Origin of the sequence: Massilia sp. CFBP9012 (assembly GCF_034045115.1) — a bacterium.
GTDB lineage: Bacteria > Pseudomonadota > Gammaproteobacteria > Burkholderiales > Burkholderiaceae_D > Telluria.
In genome coordinates this window covers 75,409-93,520 of the sequence record NZ_JAXCWM010000003.1, presented here as the reverse complement: position 1 = coordinate 93,520, position 18,112 = coordinate 75,409, and the positions used below count along the sequence as shown (strand labels likewise).

General features: G+C 63.5%; 13 protein-coding genes. 4 read left to right on the top strand and 9 right to left on the bottom strand.

Translation table 11 applies throughout. The annotated features are described in order from the left end of the window. Positions 1-142: 142 nt before the first annotated feature. Positions 143-1,045: a c-type cytochrome gene (locus tag SOM61_RS05355; RefSeq protein WP_320473146.1), complete on the top strand. Its 903-nt coding sequence runs from the start codon at positions 143-145 to the stop codon at positions 1,043-1,045. 102 nt (positions 1,046-1,147) lie between these two features. Here SOM61_RS05355 and SOM61_RS05350 read toward each other — a convergent pair whose 3' ends face one another. Continuing rightward, positions 1,148-1,789 (bottom strand): PEP-CTERM sorting domain-containing protein, encoded by a 642-nt coding sequence (locus SOM61_RS05350; protein ID WP_320473145.1) that lies wholly within the window; start codon positions 1,787-1,789, stop codon positions 1,148-1,150. A gap of 556 nt (positions 1,790-2,345) precedes the next feature. Here SOM61_RS05350 and SOM61_RS05345 point away from each other — a divergent pair. Beyond that, positions 2,346-3,791 (top strand): right-handed parallel beta-helix repeat-containing protein, encoded by a 1,446-nt coding sequence (locus SOM61_RS05345; RefSeq protein WP_320473144.1) that lies wholly within the window; start codon positions 2,346-2,348, stop codon positions 3,789-3,791. Positions 3,792-3,908: 117 nt separating this feature from the next. Here SOM61_RS05345 and SOM61_RS05340 read toward each other — a convergent pair whose 3' ends face one another. Then, a complete protein-coding gene (locus SOM61_RS05340; RefSeq protein WP_320473143.1) occupies positions 3,909-5,984 on the bottom strand; it encodes a M13 family metallopeptidase in 2,076 nt (691 codons plus the stop codon). 77 nt (positions 5,985-6,061) lie between these two features. Continuing rightward, positions 6,062-8,152, bottom strand: a complete 2,091-nt coding sequence (locus tag SOM61_RS05335; RefSeq protein ID WP_320473142.1) for a M13 family metallopeptidase — start codon at positions 8,150-8,152, stop codon at positions 6,062-6,064. Positions 8,153-8,720: 568 nt separating this feature from the next. On the opposite strand from SOM61_RS05335, the gene SOM61_RS05330 reads away from it, so the two are divergent. Both SOM61_RS05330 and SOM61_RS05325 read left to right on the top strand, forming a co-directional pair. Beyond that, complete coding sequence (locus SOM61_RS05330; protein WP_320473141.1) at positions 8,721-10,157, top strand: S41 family peptidase; 1,437 nt, start codon at positions 8,721-8,723, stop codon at positions 10,155-10,157. A gap of 120 nt (positions 10,158-10,277) precedes the next feature. Further along, the gene (locus SOM61_RS05325; RefSeq protein WP_320473140.1) at positions 10,278-11,399 is read left to right on the top strand and encodes a beta-ketoacyl-ACP synthase III; all 1,122 of its coding nucleotides are present in this window, start codon (positions 10,278-10,280) and stop codon (positions 11,397-11,399) included. A gap of 194 nt (positions 11,400-11,593) precedes the next feature. Here the strand turns inward: SOM61_RS05325 and SOM61_RS05320 are convergent, their stop codons facing one another. From SOM61_RS05320 to phbB, 6 genes are all read right to left on the bottom strand, one after another. Beyond that, positions 11,594-13,639, bottom strand: coding sequence for an NADPH-dependent 2,4-dienoyl-CoA reductase (locus tag SOM61_RS05320; RefSeq protein ID WP_320473139.1), 2,046 nt, complete (start codon positions 13,637-13,639; stop codon positions 11,594-11,596). Between the two features lie 56 nt (positions 13,640-13,695). Continuing rightward, entirely contained in the window at positions 13,696-14,151 is a 456-nt protein-coding gene (locus SOM61_RS05315) for a hypothetical protein (protein WP_320473138.1), read from the bottom strand. Between the two features lie 20 nt (positions 14,152-14,171). Then, positions 14,172-14,657 carry a DUF2721 domain-containing protein gene (locus SOM61_RS05310; RefSeq protein WP_320473137.1) on the bottom strand — a complete coding sequence of 162 codons (486 nt, stop codon included), beginning with the start codon at positions 14,655-14,657 and terminating at the stop codon, positions 14,172-14,174. 79 nt (positions 14,658-14,736) lie between these two features. Next, complete coding sequence (gene pip, locus SOM61_RS05305) at positions 14,737-15,693, bottom strand: prolyl aminopeptidase (RefSeq protein ID WP_320473136.1); 957 nt, start codon at positions 15,691-15,693, stop codon at positions 14,737-14,739. Positions 15,694-15,750: 57 nt separating this feature from the next. Continuing rightward, the gene (locus SOM61_RS05300) at positions 15,751-17,094 is read right to left on the bottom strand and encodes an amino acid deaminase (RefSeq protein ID WP_320473135.1); all 1,344 of its coding nucleotides are present in this window, start codon (positions 17,092-17,094) and stop codon (positions 15,751-15,753) included. A 196-nt stretch (positions 17,095-17,290) separates the two neighbouring features. Further along, positions 17,291-18,031 (bottom strand): acetoacetyl-CoA reductase, encoded by a 741-nt coding sequence (gene phbB / locus SOM61_RS05295; RefSeq protein ID WP_320473134.1) that lies wholly within the window; start codon positions 18,029-18,031, stop codon positions 17,291-17,293. Positions 18,032-18,112 lie beyond the last annotated feature (81 nt).

The following is an 18,112-nucleotide window of genomic DNA, read 5'->3' as shown; positions in this document are numbered from 1 at the left end:
GCAAGTACGTCCATGGGGAGAGGCGGAAAAACCCCTACACCAAAGCAGGATTACACTATAATAAGATGCTTGACGGCATTTGCAAAAAGCCACTAAATCGCAGTGCCCAGTGGCTGGTTTTTTTAATTGAATTAAGGAAATCATGAGCGACGCACACAACGAACATCAATCCCTCATCCGCACGCCAAAGCAGCTCGTCGTTGCCGTCACGGCATTTTTCCTGGTTATCGTTCTAGGTATTATTTTGCTGGTGGTCTTCGTGACCAGCACCGCCACCACCGGCGCCGGCACCGACAGCCAGAGCGCCGAAGCGATCTCCAACCGTATCCGCCCCGTCTCCGAAGAAGGTTTCATCCTGGTCGACGCCAATGCGCCGCGCGTGCTGCAGGCCGGCGGCGCCGTCTATGCCGCCACCTGCGCGGCCTGCCACGATAGCGGCATGGCCGGCGCGCCAAAGACCGGCGACAACGGCGCCTGGGGCGCACGCCTGGCGCAAGGCTATGACACCGTCCTCAAGCACGCCATCGAAGGCATCCGCGCGATGCCGGCCAAGGGCGGCAATCCGGACCTGGACAATCTCGAGGTCGAGCGCGCCGTCGTCTTCATGGCCAACAAGAGCGGCGCCAGCTTCAAGGAACCGGCCGAACCCGCGCCTGCCCCGGCCGCCGCCGAGGCTCCAGCCGACGCCGCCGCTACCGCCACAGCACCAGCAGCAGCAGCAAGCCCGGCCGCAACGCCCGCTCCAGCCGCGGCCACTGCCGCTGCCCCGGCAGCCGCGCCAGCCATTGCCAGCGCCGACCTCGGCAAGAAAGCCTATGACTCGGCCTGCATCGCCTGCCATGGCGCAGGCATTGCCGGCGCGCCGAAGTTTGGCGACAAGGCAGCGTGGACCGCGCGTCTCGGCCAGGGCGCCAACGTGATGTACGAGCACGCGATCAAGGGCTTCCAGGGCAAGACCGGCTTCATGCCGCCAAAAGGCGGCGCCACCATCCCCGATGCAGAGGTCAAGGCCGCGGTCGATTACATGGTGGCCGCCGTCAAATAAGACGCGCGACGGCTCCAATAAAAAAGCACCCGATTGGGTGCTTTTTTGTTTCAAAGATCATGAACGTTGTTGCAGCGCAACCCAGCAATAAGCCCGTTTCGATCACTGCGAACGGCGGCGACGCATGGTCAGCATGGCCATCAAGCCAAGCCCCATCAACAGCGCGCCAGCCGGCTCGGGGACTGCGGCCGGTTCGGTGCTCACGAAGAAATCGAAGTTAATTCCCAGCACGCCGAGACCGCCCACTCCCTCGGTACCGAAGGCGTCATTCGTCGCCGGGAAATAACCGTCCCAGGGATTATTCTGATAAACGTCACCGGCGAGATTGCCGCTATCGACCAGCACCTTATTACCGGCATCGAGGAAAGAAACGCGGGCCTCATACAGGGAAACCGCGCTGGTCAGCATCAGCGGAAAATCGAAAAGGCCGATTCCGTAGATCGCAGTTTCTCCCAAGAACGGGAATAAATCACCGACACTGCGAATCTGTATACTGATGAGCGATTGACCATTGCCAAGATCTGTTTCGGACTCGTTCACCGTGAACGCACCGGTGTTGCGAAAACCTTGTTCCGCCACGCCATCGAATGCGGCAATACCGGTATAGGCATTATCGCTTTCCTCGCCTTGCAGATAGAAGGAATAGGTGGAGCCAGCTGCGACGAGCGGTGCGGCAACCGCAGCCTGCGCTCCCAGCCCCATTGTCGCCATGACAATAAGAATCGATCCAATAAATTTACGCACGGTTTCCCCTTAGTATGAAAATGCTATGTTTGATATCAATGCAAGTTTCATGCCGGTAAGAAATTTATCGATAAAAATCAACTAATTAGCGCAAAGCACCAGTTACTGACAGGTGCTCCCTGTAAATTATTCCGACATCAGCTTTTGGTAGAGACCTCTTTCAAACTACCAGTTCGATTTTCTCTCCGAACATCATTCTGCCTTCCTTGGGCCATCCATTACCCCTGCCAGCTTGCTGGCTTCCCCCAGCGATGGTCCTTTACCCACACGTTTTCGAAACATTTACCTGTGTTAATTCAGATCTTTTAATTTCCGGGATTACATATTCAAATTCTTTTCTAAAAGAAATAGAAGAGTGTATATAAACACTACGATTCTGTTACAAAAAATTCTTGCAAGAAATAGTTTGCAGACATGCTAGTGAATGTATATTTGTTAAATATTTCCATAATGCACTGTCACAATTAGTTACAAGTAGGCCGTCGTAAATATCGTATCCTTCAAAACTTTCCAACCGGAACAAATTCCAATCGGAATTTTTTACAGGATAAATATCATGCAATTCTGCAACTCTGCTTCGACCAAACACCACGCCTTTCGCTTGAACGCCGCGCTGCTGATGTCGCTGGCAGCCGTTGGCAGCGCCTCAGCCGCCACCCTGTCCGTGGGCCCAGGCAAGACCTACGCGGCGCCCTGCGCCGCCTTTGCGAAGGCCAAGGCGGGCGATATCATCGAGATCCAGGGAGGTAAGACCTATAGTGGCGACGTGTGCGCGATCTCCGTCCATGATCTGACCATCCGCGGCGTCAATGGCCGTCCAAAGATCAATGCCGCCGGTAAGAATGCCCAAGGCAAGGCGACCTGGGTCGTCAAGGGCAACAATATCATCGTCGAGAACGTCGAGATGTACGGCGCCAGGGTGCCGGACAAGAACGGCGCCGCACTGCGCCTGGAAGGCACCAACTTCACCTTGCGCTCGTCCTTCCTGCACGATAACGAGAACGGCATCCTGTCCGGCGCCAACGCCAACAGCAATGTCGTGATCGAGTACAGCGAGTTTGGCTATAACGGCTATGGCGATGGCTATTCGCACAACCTGTACATCGGCAATATCGCCAGCCTGCTGTTCCGCTTCAATTATTCGCACGACGCCAACGTCGGCCACAACCTGAAGTCGCGCGCCAAGCTCAATACGATCACCTACAACCGCTTCTCGAGCACGCCGTCCGGCCAGACCGGTTCGACCAAGAGCGGCAAGCCGAGCTACGAGATCGACCTGCCGAACGGTGGCACATCGTATGTGATCGGCAATGTGATCCATCAACCGTCGGCTCACAACAACCCGGGCATGCTGGCCTATGGACTGGAAGGCGCGACCAACCCAGGGCAAGACCTGTACGTGGTCAACAACACCTTCCTGAACGAGGACAGCTCGCGTGGCACGTTCGTGCTGATCGGCGGCAAGGTGACGAAGGCAGCCCTGATTCAGAACAATATCTTCGGTGGTACCGGTACGGTGACCGGCCAGGCGAGCGCTGTTCAGAAAAGCAATTTCCGCTCTGTGGCGCCAGGCTTCGTCAACCGTGCGCAGTTCGACCTGCGTCCTACCGCCAATGCGCTCGTGATCGGCGCTGCTACCGCGCCGGGCAAATCGGCATCCGGCTTCAGCCTGGCGCCTACCGCACAGTACAAGCATACGGCAGCCAGCGAGACCCGTCCGGCCTCGGGCGCCATGGATATCGGCGCCTATGAGAGCGCGACCTCGACGACACAGCCGCCGGCCCCTCCACCATCGGCGCCATCGGCCCCGGTTACCTGGAGGGTCTGTGCGCCCGAAGGCGGTACTTGCTCCTTCACCGGCACCCGTGAAGTGCGCTTCGGCGCTCCCGGCTACTACAAGACCAAGGTCATCACTGCCAAGACCCCCTGCACCAGCACGGTCTTCGGCAATCCGAAGGATGGCGTCTACAAGTCCTGCAGCTACTCGAGCCTGGCAAAGTGATCGCAGCGCCTGGTAGCCTGTGCTTCAGGCAACCAGGCGCCGCTTGCCGGCAAGGACGATTCGCAACACATCGAAGGTCTTGATAAGGGACATTGCCGGTGGCCGATCCAGGATCGCTTACCAGATGATCACGCGATCCTTCGGCGCCAGGTACATCTTGTCGCCCGCCTTGACCCCGAACGCCTCATAGAAACCAGGCTGGTTCTTCAGGGTGCCGTTGGCGCGGTACTGCGCCGGCGAGTGCGGGTCGGTCTTGATCTGGGCGATCTGCGCCGGCTCGCGCATCTTGGTGCGCCACACCTGGCCCCATCCCATGTAGAAGCGCTGGTCGCCGGTGAGACCGTCGATGACGGGCGCCGGTTTGCCCTTCAGCGAGATCTTGTAGGCTTTGTAGGCGATCGCCAGGCCCGAGTTGTCGCCGATGTTCTCGCCCAGGGTCAGTTCGCCGTTGACGTGATAGCCTTCCAATGGGCTGAAGGCGGCGTACTGCGCGATCAGCGCGCGGGTCTTCTCGCCGAAACGCTTGCCGTCTTCTTCGGTCCACCAGTTGCGCATATTGCCGTCGCCGTCGTACTGCGAACCCTGGTCGTCGAAGCCGTGGCTGATCTCGTGGCCGATCACGGCGCCGATGCCGCCGTAGTTGACCGCGTCGTCGGCATTGGCGTCGAAGAACGGCGGCTGCAGGATCGCGGCCGGGAACACGATCTCGTTCAGTTCCGGGTTGTAGTAGGCGTTGACGGTCTGCGGCGTCATGCCCCATTCGTCGCGGTCGATCGGTTTGCCGAGTTTGTTCAGTTCGCGGTTGTACTCCACTTCGCGCGAACGCATCACGTTGCCGACCAGGTCATCGCGCTTGACGGTGAGCGCGGTGTATTCCTTCCACTTGTTCGGGTAGCCGATCTTCGGCGTGAACTTGGCCAGCTTGGCCTGCGCTTCCTTCTTGGTCGCGGGGCTCATCCAGTCCAGGGTGTCGATCGACTCCTTGTAGGCGGCCAGCAGGTTGTTGACCAGGACTTCCATATGCGCCTTGCGCTCGGCCGGGAAGTGCTTCGCCACATACAGCTTGCCGACCGCGTCGCCCAGGCTCGACTCCAGGGTCGAGACGCCGCGCTTCCAGCGCGGTTCCAGTTGCGGGATGCCGGCCAGGGTGGTGCCGTTGAAGGCGAAGCGCTGGTCGACGAAGGCCTTCGACAGGTAGTTGGCGTAGCCGTTCACGGTCTGGAACTGCAGATAGGCTTTCCAGGTTGCCAGCGGAACACGATCGAGGACGTCAGCAAAGCCTTTCAGGTAGGTCGGCTGGCTGACGATCAGGTAGTCGGCCTTGCCCTGCAGGCCCGAGGCCTTCAGCCACTGCTGCCAGTCGTAGCCCGGCGCCAGCGCGGCCAGCTTGTCCAGTTCAACCTTGTTATAGGTCTTGATCGGATCGCGGTTCTCGACCTTGGTCCACTGCACCTTGGCCAGCTCGGTTTCCAGCTCGACGATGGCTTTCGCATCCGCCGCGGCATTCTTGCCGCCGGCCAGCGCCAGCATCTTCTCGACGTGCTGCTGGTACTTGGCGCGGGTGTCCGCCAGCTTGGCGTCGTCCAGCTTCAGGTAGTAGTCGCGGTCGGGCATGCCCAGGCCGGCCTGGTACAGGTCGGCCACGTACTTGGTCGAATCCTTGGCGTCCTGGTGGATGAAGAACACGAAGGGCACGTTGACGCCGATGCGGCCCAGGTGGGCGAACATCGCAGGCAGTTGGTTCTTGTTCTTGATCGCGGCGATCTTGCCCAGCTCACCGGCCAGCGGCTTGGCGCCCAGCTGTTCCAGGCGCGCCTCGTCCATATAGCTGGCGTAGAAGTCGCCGATCTTGCGCGCCTCGGTGCCGTTGGCGGCGCTGCGTTCCATCGCGGCTTTCTCGATGACGGCGCGCAGCTGCGGCAGGGTATCGTCGCGCAGCTGGTGGAAGGCGCCCCAGGTCGACTTGTCGGCCGGGATCTCGACGCTCTTGAGCCACTTGCCGTTCAGGTGGGCGAAGAAGTCGTCCTGGGCACGCACGCCGGCATCGATGTACTGGGTGGCGATGCCGGACGAAGCTCCCGCCTTGGCTGCGCTGGCCGTGGCAGGGGTGGCAGGGGCGGCGGCGCCGGATCCGGCGTGCGCGAACGAAGCTACCAGCACGAGTGCGGCAGCGCTGAACAGATGACGTTTCATGTTCTCTCTCTCTCTTTATTGTGAGTGCAATGCAAAACGGGCCGGCGCTCGTGACGCCGGCCCGCTGTCGGACTAATTTACCAGATGATGACGCGTTCTTCAGGCGGCAGGTACATCTTGTCGCCCGGCTTGACGTCGAAGGCCTTGTAGAACTCGGCCATATTGCGCACGGTGCCGTTGGCGCGGAACTGGCCCGGCGAGTGCGGATCGGTCTTGACCTGGTTGATCTGCTGCGCTTCGCGCATCTTCGAGCGCCACACCTGGCCCCAGCCCATGAAGAAGCGCTGGTCGCCGGTGAGGCCGTCGATCACCGGCGCCGGCTTGCCGTGCAGCGAGATCTGGTAGGCCTTGTAGCCGATCGCCAGGCCGGCGTTGTCGCCGATGTTCTCGCCCAGGGTCAGCTCGCCGTTGACGTTATAGCCAGGCAGCGGGCTGTAGCCGTTGAACTGGTTGACCAGCTTGTCGGTGCGCGCCTTGAACGCGGTCTTGTCCTCGGCGGTCCACCAGTTGCGCAGATTGCCGTCGCCGTCCGACTGGCTGCCCTTGTCGTCGAAGCCGTGGCCGATCTCGTGGCCGATCACGGCGCCGATCGCGCCATAGTTGACGGCGTCGTCGGCGCGCATGTCGAAGAACGGCGGCTGCAGGATCGCGGCCGGGAACACGATCTCGTTCATCGTGCTGCGGTAGTACGCGTTCACGGTCTGCGGCGTCATGCCCCACTCGGTGTGATCGATTGGTTTACCCAGCTTGCCGATATTGCGCTCGTACTCGAAGGTCGAGGCGCGCATCGCGTTGCCGACCAGGTCGTCGCGCTTGATGGAGAGGCGCGCATAGTCGCGCCACTTGTCCGGATAGCCGATCTTCGGCGTGAACTTGGCCAGCTTGGCGCGCGCTTCCTTCTTGGTCGCGGGGCTCATCCACTCCAGGTTGTCGATCGACTGGCCGTAGGCGATGATCAGGTTCTTCACCAGCTCTTCCATGCGCGCTTTGCGCTCGGCCGGGAAGTGTTCTTTCACGTACAGCTTGCCGAGCGCCTCGCCCAGCGCGCCTTCGACGGTGGCCACGCCCTTCTTCCAGTCCGGACGCTGCTCGGTCACGCCGGTCAGCGCGGTGCCGTAGAAGGCGAAGTCCGCGTCCACGAAGGCCTTCGACAGGTAGGGCGCGTATTCGCGCAGCAGCTGCCATTCGAAGTACGACTTCAGCGTCGCCAGCTCGGTCTTGCCCAGCAACGCATTCAAGCCCGTGAAGTAGCTCGGCTGGTTGACGATGATGTAGTCAAGCTTGTTGCCCACGCCGGCGGCGCCCAGGGCCGCCTTCCAGTCGTAGCCCGGCGCCAGCTTGGTCAGATCAAGCACGCTCATCTTGTTGTAGCGCTTGACCGGGTCGCGGTTCTCGACCTTGGTCCACTGCACCTTGGCCAGCTCGGTCTCGAAGTCGACGATGGCCTTGGCCTGGGCCGCGGCGTTCTTCTCGCCGGCCAGCGCCAGCGTCTTTTCGACGTGCTGCTGGTACTTGGCGCGCACTTCCGCCAGCTTGGCGTCGTCGAGCTTCAGGTAGTAGTCGCGGTCGGGGAGCCCCAAGCCGCTCTGGCTGATGTAGGTGGCGTACTTGGTCGACTCGCGCATGTCCTGGCCGACGTAGATGCCGTAGGGGCTCGAGACGCCGATCTTGGCCAGGTGGGCGGCCAGGGCCGGAATGCCCTTCTTGTCCTTCAGCGCGCGGATGCGCGACAGCTCGCCGGTCAGCGGCTTGTAGCCCAGGGTTTCGCGGCGCTCGGCGTCCATGAAGCTGGCGTACAGGTCGCCGATTTTCTTGGTCTCGGTGCCGGCCTTGGCGCCCGTGTCCTTCTGCGCTGCCTCGATGATCGCCAGCAGCTGCGGCGTGGTGTCTTCGCGCAGCTTCATGAAGGTTCCCCAGCTCGAACGGTCGCTCGGGATCTCGGTCTCCTTGAGCCACTTGCCGTTCAGGTGAGTGAAGAAGTCGTCCTGCGGACGCACGCTGGTGTCGATGTACTGGGTGTCGATGCCCGAGATGACGCCGGCCGGCGCGGAGGCGGTGGCGGCGGTGGCCGGTGCAGTATCGGCGGCGGCGGCCATGGCCGGTGCGGCATTGACAACTGCGGCGGCCATCAGGGACAGGGTCAGGGTGCTCAGGAGGTGTCGCTTCACGTGATAAATCCTTACTTGCAGTGCGATTGCAGTGGGTGAATCGGTTCCGGCCGGATGGTCGGCAAAAAAATCATTCTAGCGGTTAGGCAATAAACCTCGCTGACGGCGCACGGATTTTTACTTTTCGATACACGGCACACATGTGTTTTCGCGTATGCATGTGTTGGGAGATGACAACAGGATGACAGGTGCAGCCCATGGGGGAATGTACAATCTGTGCAGAGGCAGCCGACTAGATCGCACCATGTGCGAAAACGGGACCGGAAAGAAAAAAGCCCGCGGTGGAGGCCGCGGGCAAAGACCACTTCAAGAGTGGAGAGAGAGAAAAACTGGTTCAACTATAGGCTGCCTCATCCGCACGCCCTCCTACTCTTACAATTACTTACCATCGTAAGACCGGGTGCAACAACTTCCCCGCCCCCTCCCCCACCGTATTTCCAGGTTAATAGCTTTTGCGCCGCCGCCCGCAGCCGTGCACGAACCGGTTTATACTGGCCTTGCGCTACCTCAGGCATAAGCTCGCGCCTGCCGGTTCGGTGCGCAACGCGTGCGTCAACGGATCAACACCATGGGTTCCACCTTCAAGAATTCCTGCCTCGTCGGCTTGGGCGTGATCGCCGGGGTCGGCCTGACCATGCAATTCTCCGCCCTCGCCTTCAAGCCGCCGGTCGATGCCAGCATGCCGATCGCCGAGTTGCGCCAGCTGGCCGACGTCTACGGTGTCATCAAGTCCACCTATGTCGAACCGGTAGAAGACAAGGCCCTGCTGTCCGAGGCGATCGCCGGGATGGTCGCCTCGCTCGACCCGCATTCGGCCTACCTCGATCCGCGCGCCTACCGCGAGCTGCGCGAGGGCACCGAGGGCCGCTTCGTCGGCGTCGGCATCGAGATCGCCGTGAGCGAGGACGGCTATATCGAGATCGTCACCCCGATGGAAGATTCGCCGGCCTACCATGCCGGCATCAAGGAGGGCGACCTGATCACCCGCATCGACGGCCACCCGGTCCAGGGCACGCCGATCGACGACGCCATCAAGCGCATGCGCGGCGAGCCGGGCACGCGCGTGACGCTCACGGTCGCGCGCAAGGACGCGCCCGAGCCGCTCGAATTCACCATCGAGCGGCGCGAGATCGTGCAAAAAAGCGTCAAGGCGAAGATGGTGGAGCCGGGCTACGCCTGGCTGCGCATCGCGCAATTCCAGGAACCGACCGTGGACGACATGGCCGCCAGGCTGCAGGCGCTGTACCGCGAAGACCCGGACCTGAAAGGCCTGGTGCTCGACCTGCGCAACGATCCGGGCGGCCTGCTGCAGGGCGCGATCGGCGTTGCCGCCGCGTTCCTGCCGAAGAACGCCGAGATCGTGTCGACCAACGGCCAATTGGCCGATTCGCGCCAGCGCTTCTATGCGCGGCCCGAGTTCTACATGCTGCGCAGCGGCGCCGACCCGCTGGCCACCCTGCCCCCAAGCTTCAAGAACTTGCCGATGGTCGTGCTGGTCAATACCGGCTCGGCCTCGGCCTCCGAGATCGTGGCCGGCGCCCTGCAGGACTACAAGCGCGCCGCCATCCTGGGCAGCCAGACCTTCGGCAAGGGCTCGGTGCAGACCATCCGCCCGATCGGACGCGACGCCGCAGTCAAGCTGACCACGGCGCGCTACTACACCCCGGCCGGGCGCTCGATCCAGGCGCGCGGCATCGTGCCCGACTTGCCCGTAGACGAAACGCTGGAAGGCGACGGCCTGAATGCGCTGCGCATGCGCGAAGCCGACCTGCGGCACCACCTGTCGAACGGCGCGGGCCCGGAAGTGGCCACGCGCGAGGACGACATCGAGGAGCAGACGCGCCTGCTCGCCGAGGCGCGCACCCGCAAGCCGCTCGACTACGGCAGCACGGACGACTTCCAGCTGGCCCAGGCCCTGCGCCACCTCAAGGGCCAGGAAGTGGTGCTGTCCAAGCGCGCCGAGCCCTCCACCACCTTGGCCCAGCAAGGGCACAAGGGCGAATAAGCTCCCTGCGAGCTCCCTGCGAGCTCCCTGCGGCAGCCGATTCCCAGGCATGCGCCGAGCGTGTAGAATCGGCGCATCTTGCGGACAACCCCGCTTATTTTCCCTGAAAGTTTGCTGAATATGAAACCTGTCGTCATCAGCGGCACCGGCCTGTTTACCCCGCCGCATTCCATCTCGAACGACGAGCTGGTGGCAGCCTTCAACGCCTATGTCGAACTGCACAACCAGGAACATGCCGCGCAAATCGCAGCGGGCGAGGTAACGGCGCTGGAACCGTCGAGCAGCGGCTTCATCGAAAAAGCGTCGGGCATCAAGTCGCGCTACGTGATGGAAAAGAGCGGCATCCTGGACCCGAGCCACATGACGGCGCGCATCCCGGAACGGGCCGACGACGAGATCTCGGTGCAGGCCGAGATGTGCGTGGCCGCCGCGCGCGAAGCGCTCGAACGCGCCGGCAAGGAACCGCAGGACATCGACATGGTGCTGGTCGCCTGCAGCAATATGCAGCGCGCCTATCCGGCGATGGCGGTCGAGGTGCAAGAAGCGCTGGGCATCGACGGCTTCGGCTTCGACATGAACGTGGCCTGCTCCTCGGCCACCTTCGGCATCGCCACCGCGGTCGATGCGGTGCGTAACGGCCGCGCACGCGCGGTGCTGGTGCTGAACCCTGAAATCACCAGCGGCCACCTGAACTTCCGCGACCGCGACAGCCACTTCATCTTCGGCGACGCCTGCACCGCGATCGTGATCGAGGCCGCGGAGACGGCAAGCGGCGCGCACCAGTGGGAAATCCTCGACAGCCGCCTCAAGACCAGCTTCTCGAATAATATCCGCAACAACTTCGGCTTCATGAACCGCTTCGACGAAGCCGGCATCGGCCAGCCGGATAAACTGTTCCGCCAGCAGGGCCGCAAGGTGTTCAAGGAAGTCTGCCCGATGGCGGCGGCCACCATCGCCGACACGCTCACGGCGGCCGGCCTGGAAACGAAGGACGTCGCGCGCTACTGGCTGCACCAGGCCAACCTGAACATGAACCTGCTGATCGTGCGCACCCTGCTGGGCCGCGATGCCGAGCCAGGCGAAGCGCCGGTGATCCTGGACAGCTATGCCAACACCTCGTCGGCCGGCTCGATCATCGCCTTCCACAAATACCAGGATGACCTGCCGGCGGGCGCCAATGGCGTCATCTGCTCGTTCGGCGCGGGGTATTCGATCGGTTGCGTGGTGGTGCGCAAGAAGTAAACCATGCGCTTGCGGCGCCTGGGGACGATCGGGTTTTCGGGCTGACTTGGGTCCCCGCCAAGGCGCCCGGCGAGGGCGGGGACGACCTTTCGAGGTAATTGGCTAAAGTGTTAGCCGATCATTGTCCGCCGTATTAATCAACGTCGTCCCCGCGAAGGCGGGGACCCAAGCTCGCCTGCTCACCACCCTCCCCCTCAAAGCCGAGCCGCCAGCTCTGCCCCTTCGCGGATCGCACGCTTCGCATCCAGCTCCGCCGCCAGCGCCGCGCCGCCGATCTTGTGGAAGCGCGGTCCAGCAGTGTCTCCTTCGGCCGGCATCAGTTCCACCAGGCTTTCCTGCCCGGCGCAGATCACCACATTGTCCACCTCCAGCAGGCGCGCCTCTCCCCCGACCGTGATGTGCAGGCCGGCGTCGTCGATGCGGTCATACTGCACGCCGGCCAGCATGGTCACGCCACTGCGCGCGAGCGTGGCGCGGTGCACCCAGCCCGATGTTTTCCCCAGGCCGGCGCCGGGCCGCGTGGTCTTGCGCTGCAGGAGCCAGACCTGGCGCGGCGGATGCGGTGGCACGGGCGGCGCCAGTCCGCCGGGCGTGGCCACCGCCGGGTCGACACCCCACTCCTTCATCCAGTGCCCCGCCGGCACCGGCAGCGCTACCCGAGGATCGTGCACCAGGAATTCGCCGGTGTCGAAACCGATGCCGCCGGCGCCGATGATCGCCACCCGCGCACCGATTGGACGGCCGCCCTTGAGCACGTCGATATAGCTCGCCACCATCGAATGGTCGATGCCGGGAATCGCTGGTTGTCGCATGCGGATGCCGGTCGCCACGATCACGTCGTCGAAACCCTGCGCCAGCAATTGCTCGCGCGTGACCCGACAGTTCAGGCGAGTGTCGACACCCAGCAGTTCGAGGCGGCGGCCAAAATAACGGATCGTTTCCGCGAATTCCTCCTTGCCCGGAATGCGCATTGCGATATTGAACTGGCCGCCGATGCGGTCCTGGCCATCGAACAGGGTCACCTGGTGCCCGCGCTCGGCCGCCACGGTTGCCGCCGACAGGCCGGCCGGCCCGGCGCCGACCACCGCGATGCGGCGCACCGTGGTGGCCTTGCGGAACACCAGTTCGGTTTCGTAGCAGGCGCGCGGGTTGACCAGGCAGGTCGCGCGCCGGTTGGAGAAAGTATGGTCCAGGCAAGCCTGGTTGCAGGCGATGCAGGTATTGATCTCGTCGCTGCGGCCGGCAGCGGCCTTGGCGACGAAATCGGCGTCGGCCAGGAAAGGCCGCGCCATCGACACCAGGTCGGCGTCGCCGCGCGCCAGGATGCGTTCTGCCTCGGCCGGCACATTGATCCGGTTCGAGGCTACGACGGGAATGCCGACTTCCTTGCGCAAGCGCCCCGCGATCTCGGCGAAGGCGGCGCGCGGCACCGAGGTGACGATGGTGGGAATGCGCGCCTCATGCCAGCCATAGCCGGTGTTCAGGATCGTCGCGCCGGCGCCTTCCAGCGCCTTGGCGGACAACACGATCTCGTCCCAGGTATTGCCGCCATCGACCAGGTCCAGCACCGAATGGCGGTACATCAATATGAAATCCGGCCCGACCGCGGCGCGGATGCGGCGCACCACCTCCACGGCGAGCCGCATGCGGTTCTCGATCGGCCCGCCCCAGCGATCGGTACGGCGGTTGGCGCGCGCGCACAGGAACTGGTTCAGCAGGTAGCCTTCGCTGCCCATGATCTCGACGCCGTCGTAGCCGGCCGTACGCGCCAGCGTTGCGCAGCGCACGTAGGCTCGGATCGTCGATTCGATGCCGGCCTCGGTGAGGGCCTTCGGCTTGAAGCGCGAAATCGGCGACTTGATGCTGGACGCCGACACCACGAAGGGCTGGTAGCCGTAGCGGCCGGCGTGCAGGATCTGCATCAGGATCTTGCCGCCCTCCTCGTGCACCGCGCGCGTGACGCGCCGGTGGTTGGGCACGTCGAAGAGGGAGTTCAGGGTCCCGCCGAAGGGCAGCAGCCAGCCCTGGCGATTGGGCGAGATGCCGCCGGTGACGATCAGGCCCACGCCGCCGCGCGCGCGTTCGCGGTAGAAGGCGGCCAGCTTGCCGTAGTTGTAGAAACGGTACTCGAGCCCGGTGTGCATCGAGCCCATGATCACGCGGTTCTTCAGGGTGGTGAAACCGAGATCGAGCGGCGCCAATAACTGGGGAAATGCGTTGGGATAGGCGGAAGTAGTCATCGCGGCATTACACCGCGAATTTCTGGAGTCGTGCGTCTAAACGACCCGAAGGCGCATCAAGCCAGGTGGCTTTCGCGGTCGCGCAGTTCGGCGAAGCTCTCGATGCTGCCGATGCTGACCACCACCGGATTCAGGCTGGCGCCGGGCGACATCGGGCGCCAGGCGAACTGCCATTCCTTTTCGCGCGACTGGCCCAGGCTCTTGGTGAAGGCCGCGCCCAGCGGCGAACGGGTGCCGTACTCGATGGCGCCGTCGATGCCGGCCCAGTTGGGCAGCAGGCGCTGCACGGCGCGGTGCAGGCGTTCGCCGAATTCCTCGGTATTGTGGATCACCAGGCAGGCGTCGCTCGGCGTGATGATGTCGAACAGGCGCTTGTCCCAGACGGTGGAAAACGCGACGTGCAGGAAGCCGCCATTGGGCTCGAGGCGGAACTGGCCGGTCTTGAGCGCGTTTTCGAGTTCGGTGCGCAGCGCGTAGCGGTGCAGGGTCGGAGGGCGTTGGTAGTCGTGCATGGGATTCTTTCTTGCCGCGCTCAAGGCTGCGCAGTTGGCGACGCTGGCGGCGGCGGTGGTGGCGATTGCAGCATCATGATGGCCTGGTGCTGCATGCGCATGAACTTCGATGCGATGAAGATCTCGCGCAAGAAATAGACGAAGCTGCTGATCAGGGCGATCATCGCGAACACGAAGCAGGCGGCGATGTACTGGTCGAGCGGGATGCCGGTGGTATCGCCCGCGAACAGCATCGCGATGACCACGCACACCAGCAGGCCGCAGGCGGTGCTGGAGGCGATCGCGAAGTTGATCAGGTGCGAGCGCTGGTAGAGCAGTTCGAGTTCGCTGGAAAACTCGGCATTGGGGCTGACCTTGAGCCGGTCCTCGAGCACACGCGTGCGGTCGATGATGCGCGCCAGCCGGTTGGTCAGCACGGTCAGCTTGGTGGCCACGCCGGTGAGCAGGAAAACCGGCGCGATCGCCAGCTGGATGACGTGGCCGATGTCGCTGATCTGGATATTCATAAGAACACGTTTCGAATTGTTGTAATGTGCCTGGTACCTCTAAAGCATAGTGTAACAGCCAGCAGCATCCCACCCCTTCTCATTCAAACCGGCGCAGCCGCTTGAACTGCTCGGTCGCCGCCACCAGCGCGCGCGCGATCCCCGCCTCCAGCGCGCCATGGCCGGCATCGGCGATCATCTCCAGCTTCGACCCCGGCCACGCCGTGTGCAGGCGCCAGGCCGACAGCGGCGGGCAGATCACGTCGTAGCGGCCCTGCACGATCACCGCCGGCAGATGGGCGATGCGCGCCAGGTCGCGCAGCAGCTGGTCTTCTTCCAAAAAGGCGCCGTTGAGCATGTAGTGCGATTCGAGCCGGCCGACGCCCAGGTCGAGCGTATCGTTCGCCACTTCCTCGGGCTGCGGCAGCAAAAAGACGCGCCGGCCCTCGAAGCGGCTCCAGGCGCGCGCGGCCGGCCAGTAGACATCCGGATCGTGGCACAGCAGGCGGCGCGCATAGGCTTTGAGCAGGTCGTGCCGTTCTTCTTGCGGAATCGGGGCCACGAATTGTTCGTACAGCTCGGGATAGAACCAGCGCACCTCGTTGATGAACCAGTCCACCTCGGCCTGGGTGCACAGGAAGATCCCGCGCAGCACGAAGCCCAGGCAGCGCTCGGGATGGGCCTGGCCATAGGCCAGCGCCAGGGTCGAGCCCCAGGAGCCGCCGAACACCAGCCACTGTTTGACGCCGAACAGCTCGCGCAGGCGCTCGATGTCCTCGATCAGGAGCTGGGTCGTGTTGTTGCGCCACTCGCCCAGCGGCGTCGACTTGCCGGCGCCGCGCTGGTCGAACAGGATCACGCGGTAGGCGCGCGGATCGAAGAAGCGGCGGTGCTGGGGCGACAGGCCGGCGCCGGGGCCGCCGTGCAGGAACAGCACCGGGATGCCGTCCGGATTGCCGACTTCTTCCCAGTAGATCGTGTGCGTTTCGTCGACCGCCAGCATGCCGTGGCGGATGGGCTGGATCGGCGGGAACAGCGACGGCGGCGTGACGGGCATGGCGGCTCTTGTTGGCAGTGATTCAAGAAGCCGATTGTAGCGTACCGACAGCCGCTTTTAGAAGAAGGTATTGAGCGCGTAGCGCACCGTGTAGGCGTCGTCGACCGCCAGCAGCAGCGGCCACTTGTCGAAGGTGGTGCAGGGGTGGGAGATGCCGCAGCCGACCAGGTCGCCGACCGCCAGGCTGTCGCACAGCGGGTCGCCGTCCGGCAATCTCAGGTAGGCATGCTGGTCGTTCATCTTGAAGATCGTGCAGCCGGGCGGCAGCGCGGCCGGCGTCGCATCGCCGTCGGGGCGCGCCGTGTACAGCGGGATCGGCAGATCGGCGTCATAGGAAGCGTCGCGCTTGCCCATGGTGAGGATGGCCAGGTTCGGTTCGGGGCGCGACTGGACCATGCTCCAGACTTCGAGCGCCGGCCGTAGCCCTTCTTGTAACCCTTCCTGCAAGCCGTCCTGCCCGCCTTCCCTCACATTCAGCTCGTCGATATGACGGCGGTACATGCCATGGTCGCTCGTCAGGTAGCAGCCGCTGCGCAGGATGGGGCGCAGCGGACGTGACAGGCCGTCCACGCCCTGGAAACCCCGCGCCACCAGGTCGAAATAGGAAGAGCCGCCGGCCGACACCAGGATCTCGGGCGCGGCAAACAGGCCCTCGCCATCGGCGCCGCGCACGAGGGCGACCAGTTGAGCCAGGAAATCGTCGACCTGGCGCAGGTCGGCGGCGCGGTCGTCGCTGACGAGCAGGCCTTCGTAACCCTCGAAGCCGGCAAGCGCCAGGCCATCGGCTGCCGCGACAGCGCGCGCCACCTCGATCGCTTCCTGCGACGTGCGGCAGCCGGCGCGCTTGCCGGCCAGGCCCAGCTCGACCAGCACCGACAGCGGACGCGCCAGCCTGTGCGCGGCGACCGCCTGCGCCAGGCGCGCCACGCCGGCGTGAGAATCGGCCAGCACGATGCACTCGAAATCCGGATCGCCATGCAGCAGGGCCAGCACGGCGTCGATATCGCTGCGCGCCACCAGCTGGTTGGCCAGCAGCACGCGACGCACGCCGAAGCGGTGCGCCACCTGGACCTGGATCGCGGTCGCGAGGGTGATGCCCCAGGCGCCATTGGCCAGTTGCGCGCCGAACAGCTGCGGGCTCATCGTGGTCTTGCCGTGCGGCGCCAGGGTGACGCCGTGGCGCTCGCAGAAGGCGCGCATCCAGGCCAGGTTGTGGCGCAGGCCCGATTCCCTGAGCACGGCGACCGGGTAGCTCGTATCGCCGCGCAATACGTTCCAGCCCTGCACGCCGATCGCGCCCTGGCGCAGCGGTTCACGCAGCGGCAAGCCCTTGGTGCCGGGGAGCAGCAGCTGTTCGTCGAGGCTGGACAGGGCGAGGCCGCCGTGGGGCAAGGTGTGCATGGGTTGCTCCGATAAGTGATCGATCGACCGTCATTTTATGACGTCCCGCTAGCGCAAAAAACGTCGTCCCCGCGCAGGCGGGGACCCAAGTTTTCACGCATACCACTTATGCACAACAAAGTGGCTACACAAGAGACTTGGGTCCCTGCATGCGCGGGGACGACGTGCTAAGGAACTGAAGCTACTGCCCTGACGATCAGGACATATGCTGCCCGCCATTGATGGCGATATTCGCGCCGGTAACGAATGCCGCCTCGTCCGACGACAGATACGCCACCAGGCCCGCCACCTCTTCTGGCTTGCCAAGGCGCCCCATCGGAATCTGCGGGATGATCTTGGTTTCCAGCACTTCGCTCGGGATGTCCATCACCATCTTGGTGCCGATATAGCCCGGCGAGATGGTGTTGACGGTCACGCCCTTGCGCGCCACTTCCAGCGCCAGCGCCTTGGTGAAGCCATGCATGCCGGCCTTGGCCGCCGAGTAGTTGGTCTGGCCGAAGGCGCCCTTCTGGCCATTCACCGACGAGATATTGATGATGCGGCCCCAGCCGCGCTCGACCATGCCGTCGCAGACCGGCTTGGTCATATTGAACACTGAATCGAGGTTGGTCTTGATCACGGCGTCCCAGTTGACCTTGTCCATCTTTTTGAAGGTCATGTCGCGGGTGATGCCGGCGTTATTGACCAGCACGTCGATCGGGCCGACGTCGGCGATCACCTGGCGCACGCATTCCTGGGCGGCGTCGTAGTCGGCCACATCGCAGGCATAGGCCTTGAAGTCATAGCCCTGCTCTTTCATGGCGCCGAGCCAGGAGTCGACCTTGGAATTGCCTGGCGAAAAAGTGGTGACGACCTGATATCCCAATGCGGCCAGCTTGATGCACACCGCTTCGCCCAGGCCGCCCATGCCGCCGGTTACTAATGCTACTCGAGCCATTGTCTTCTCCAGTTTTATTGTGTCATTTCACATTGCTTGAAACCGACGGCGCCGCCAGGCGGGCCGTCGCTACTCTCGTCA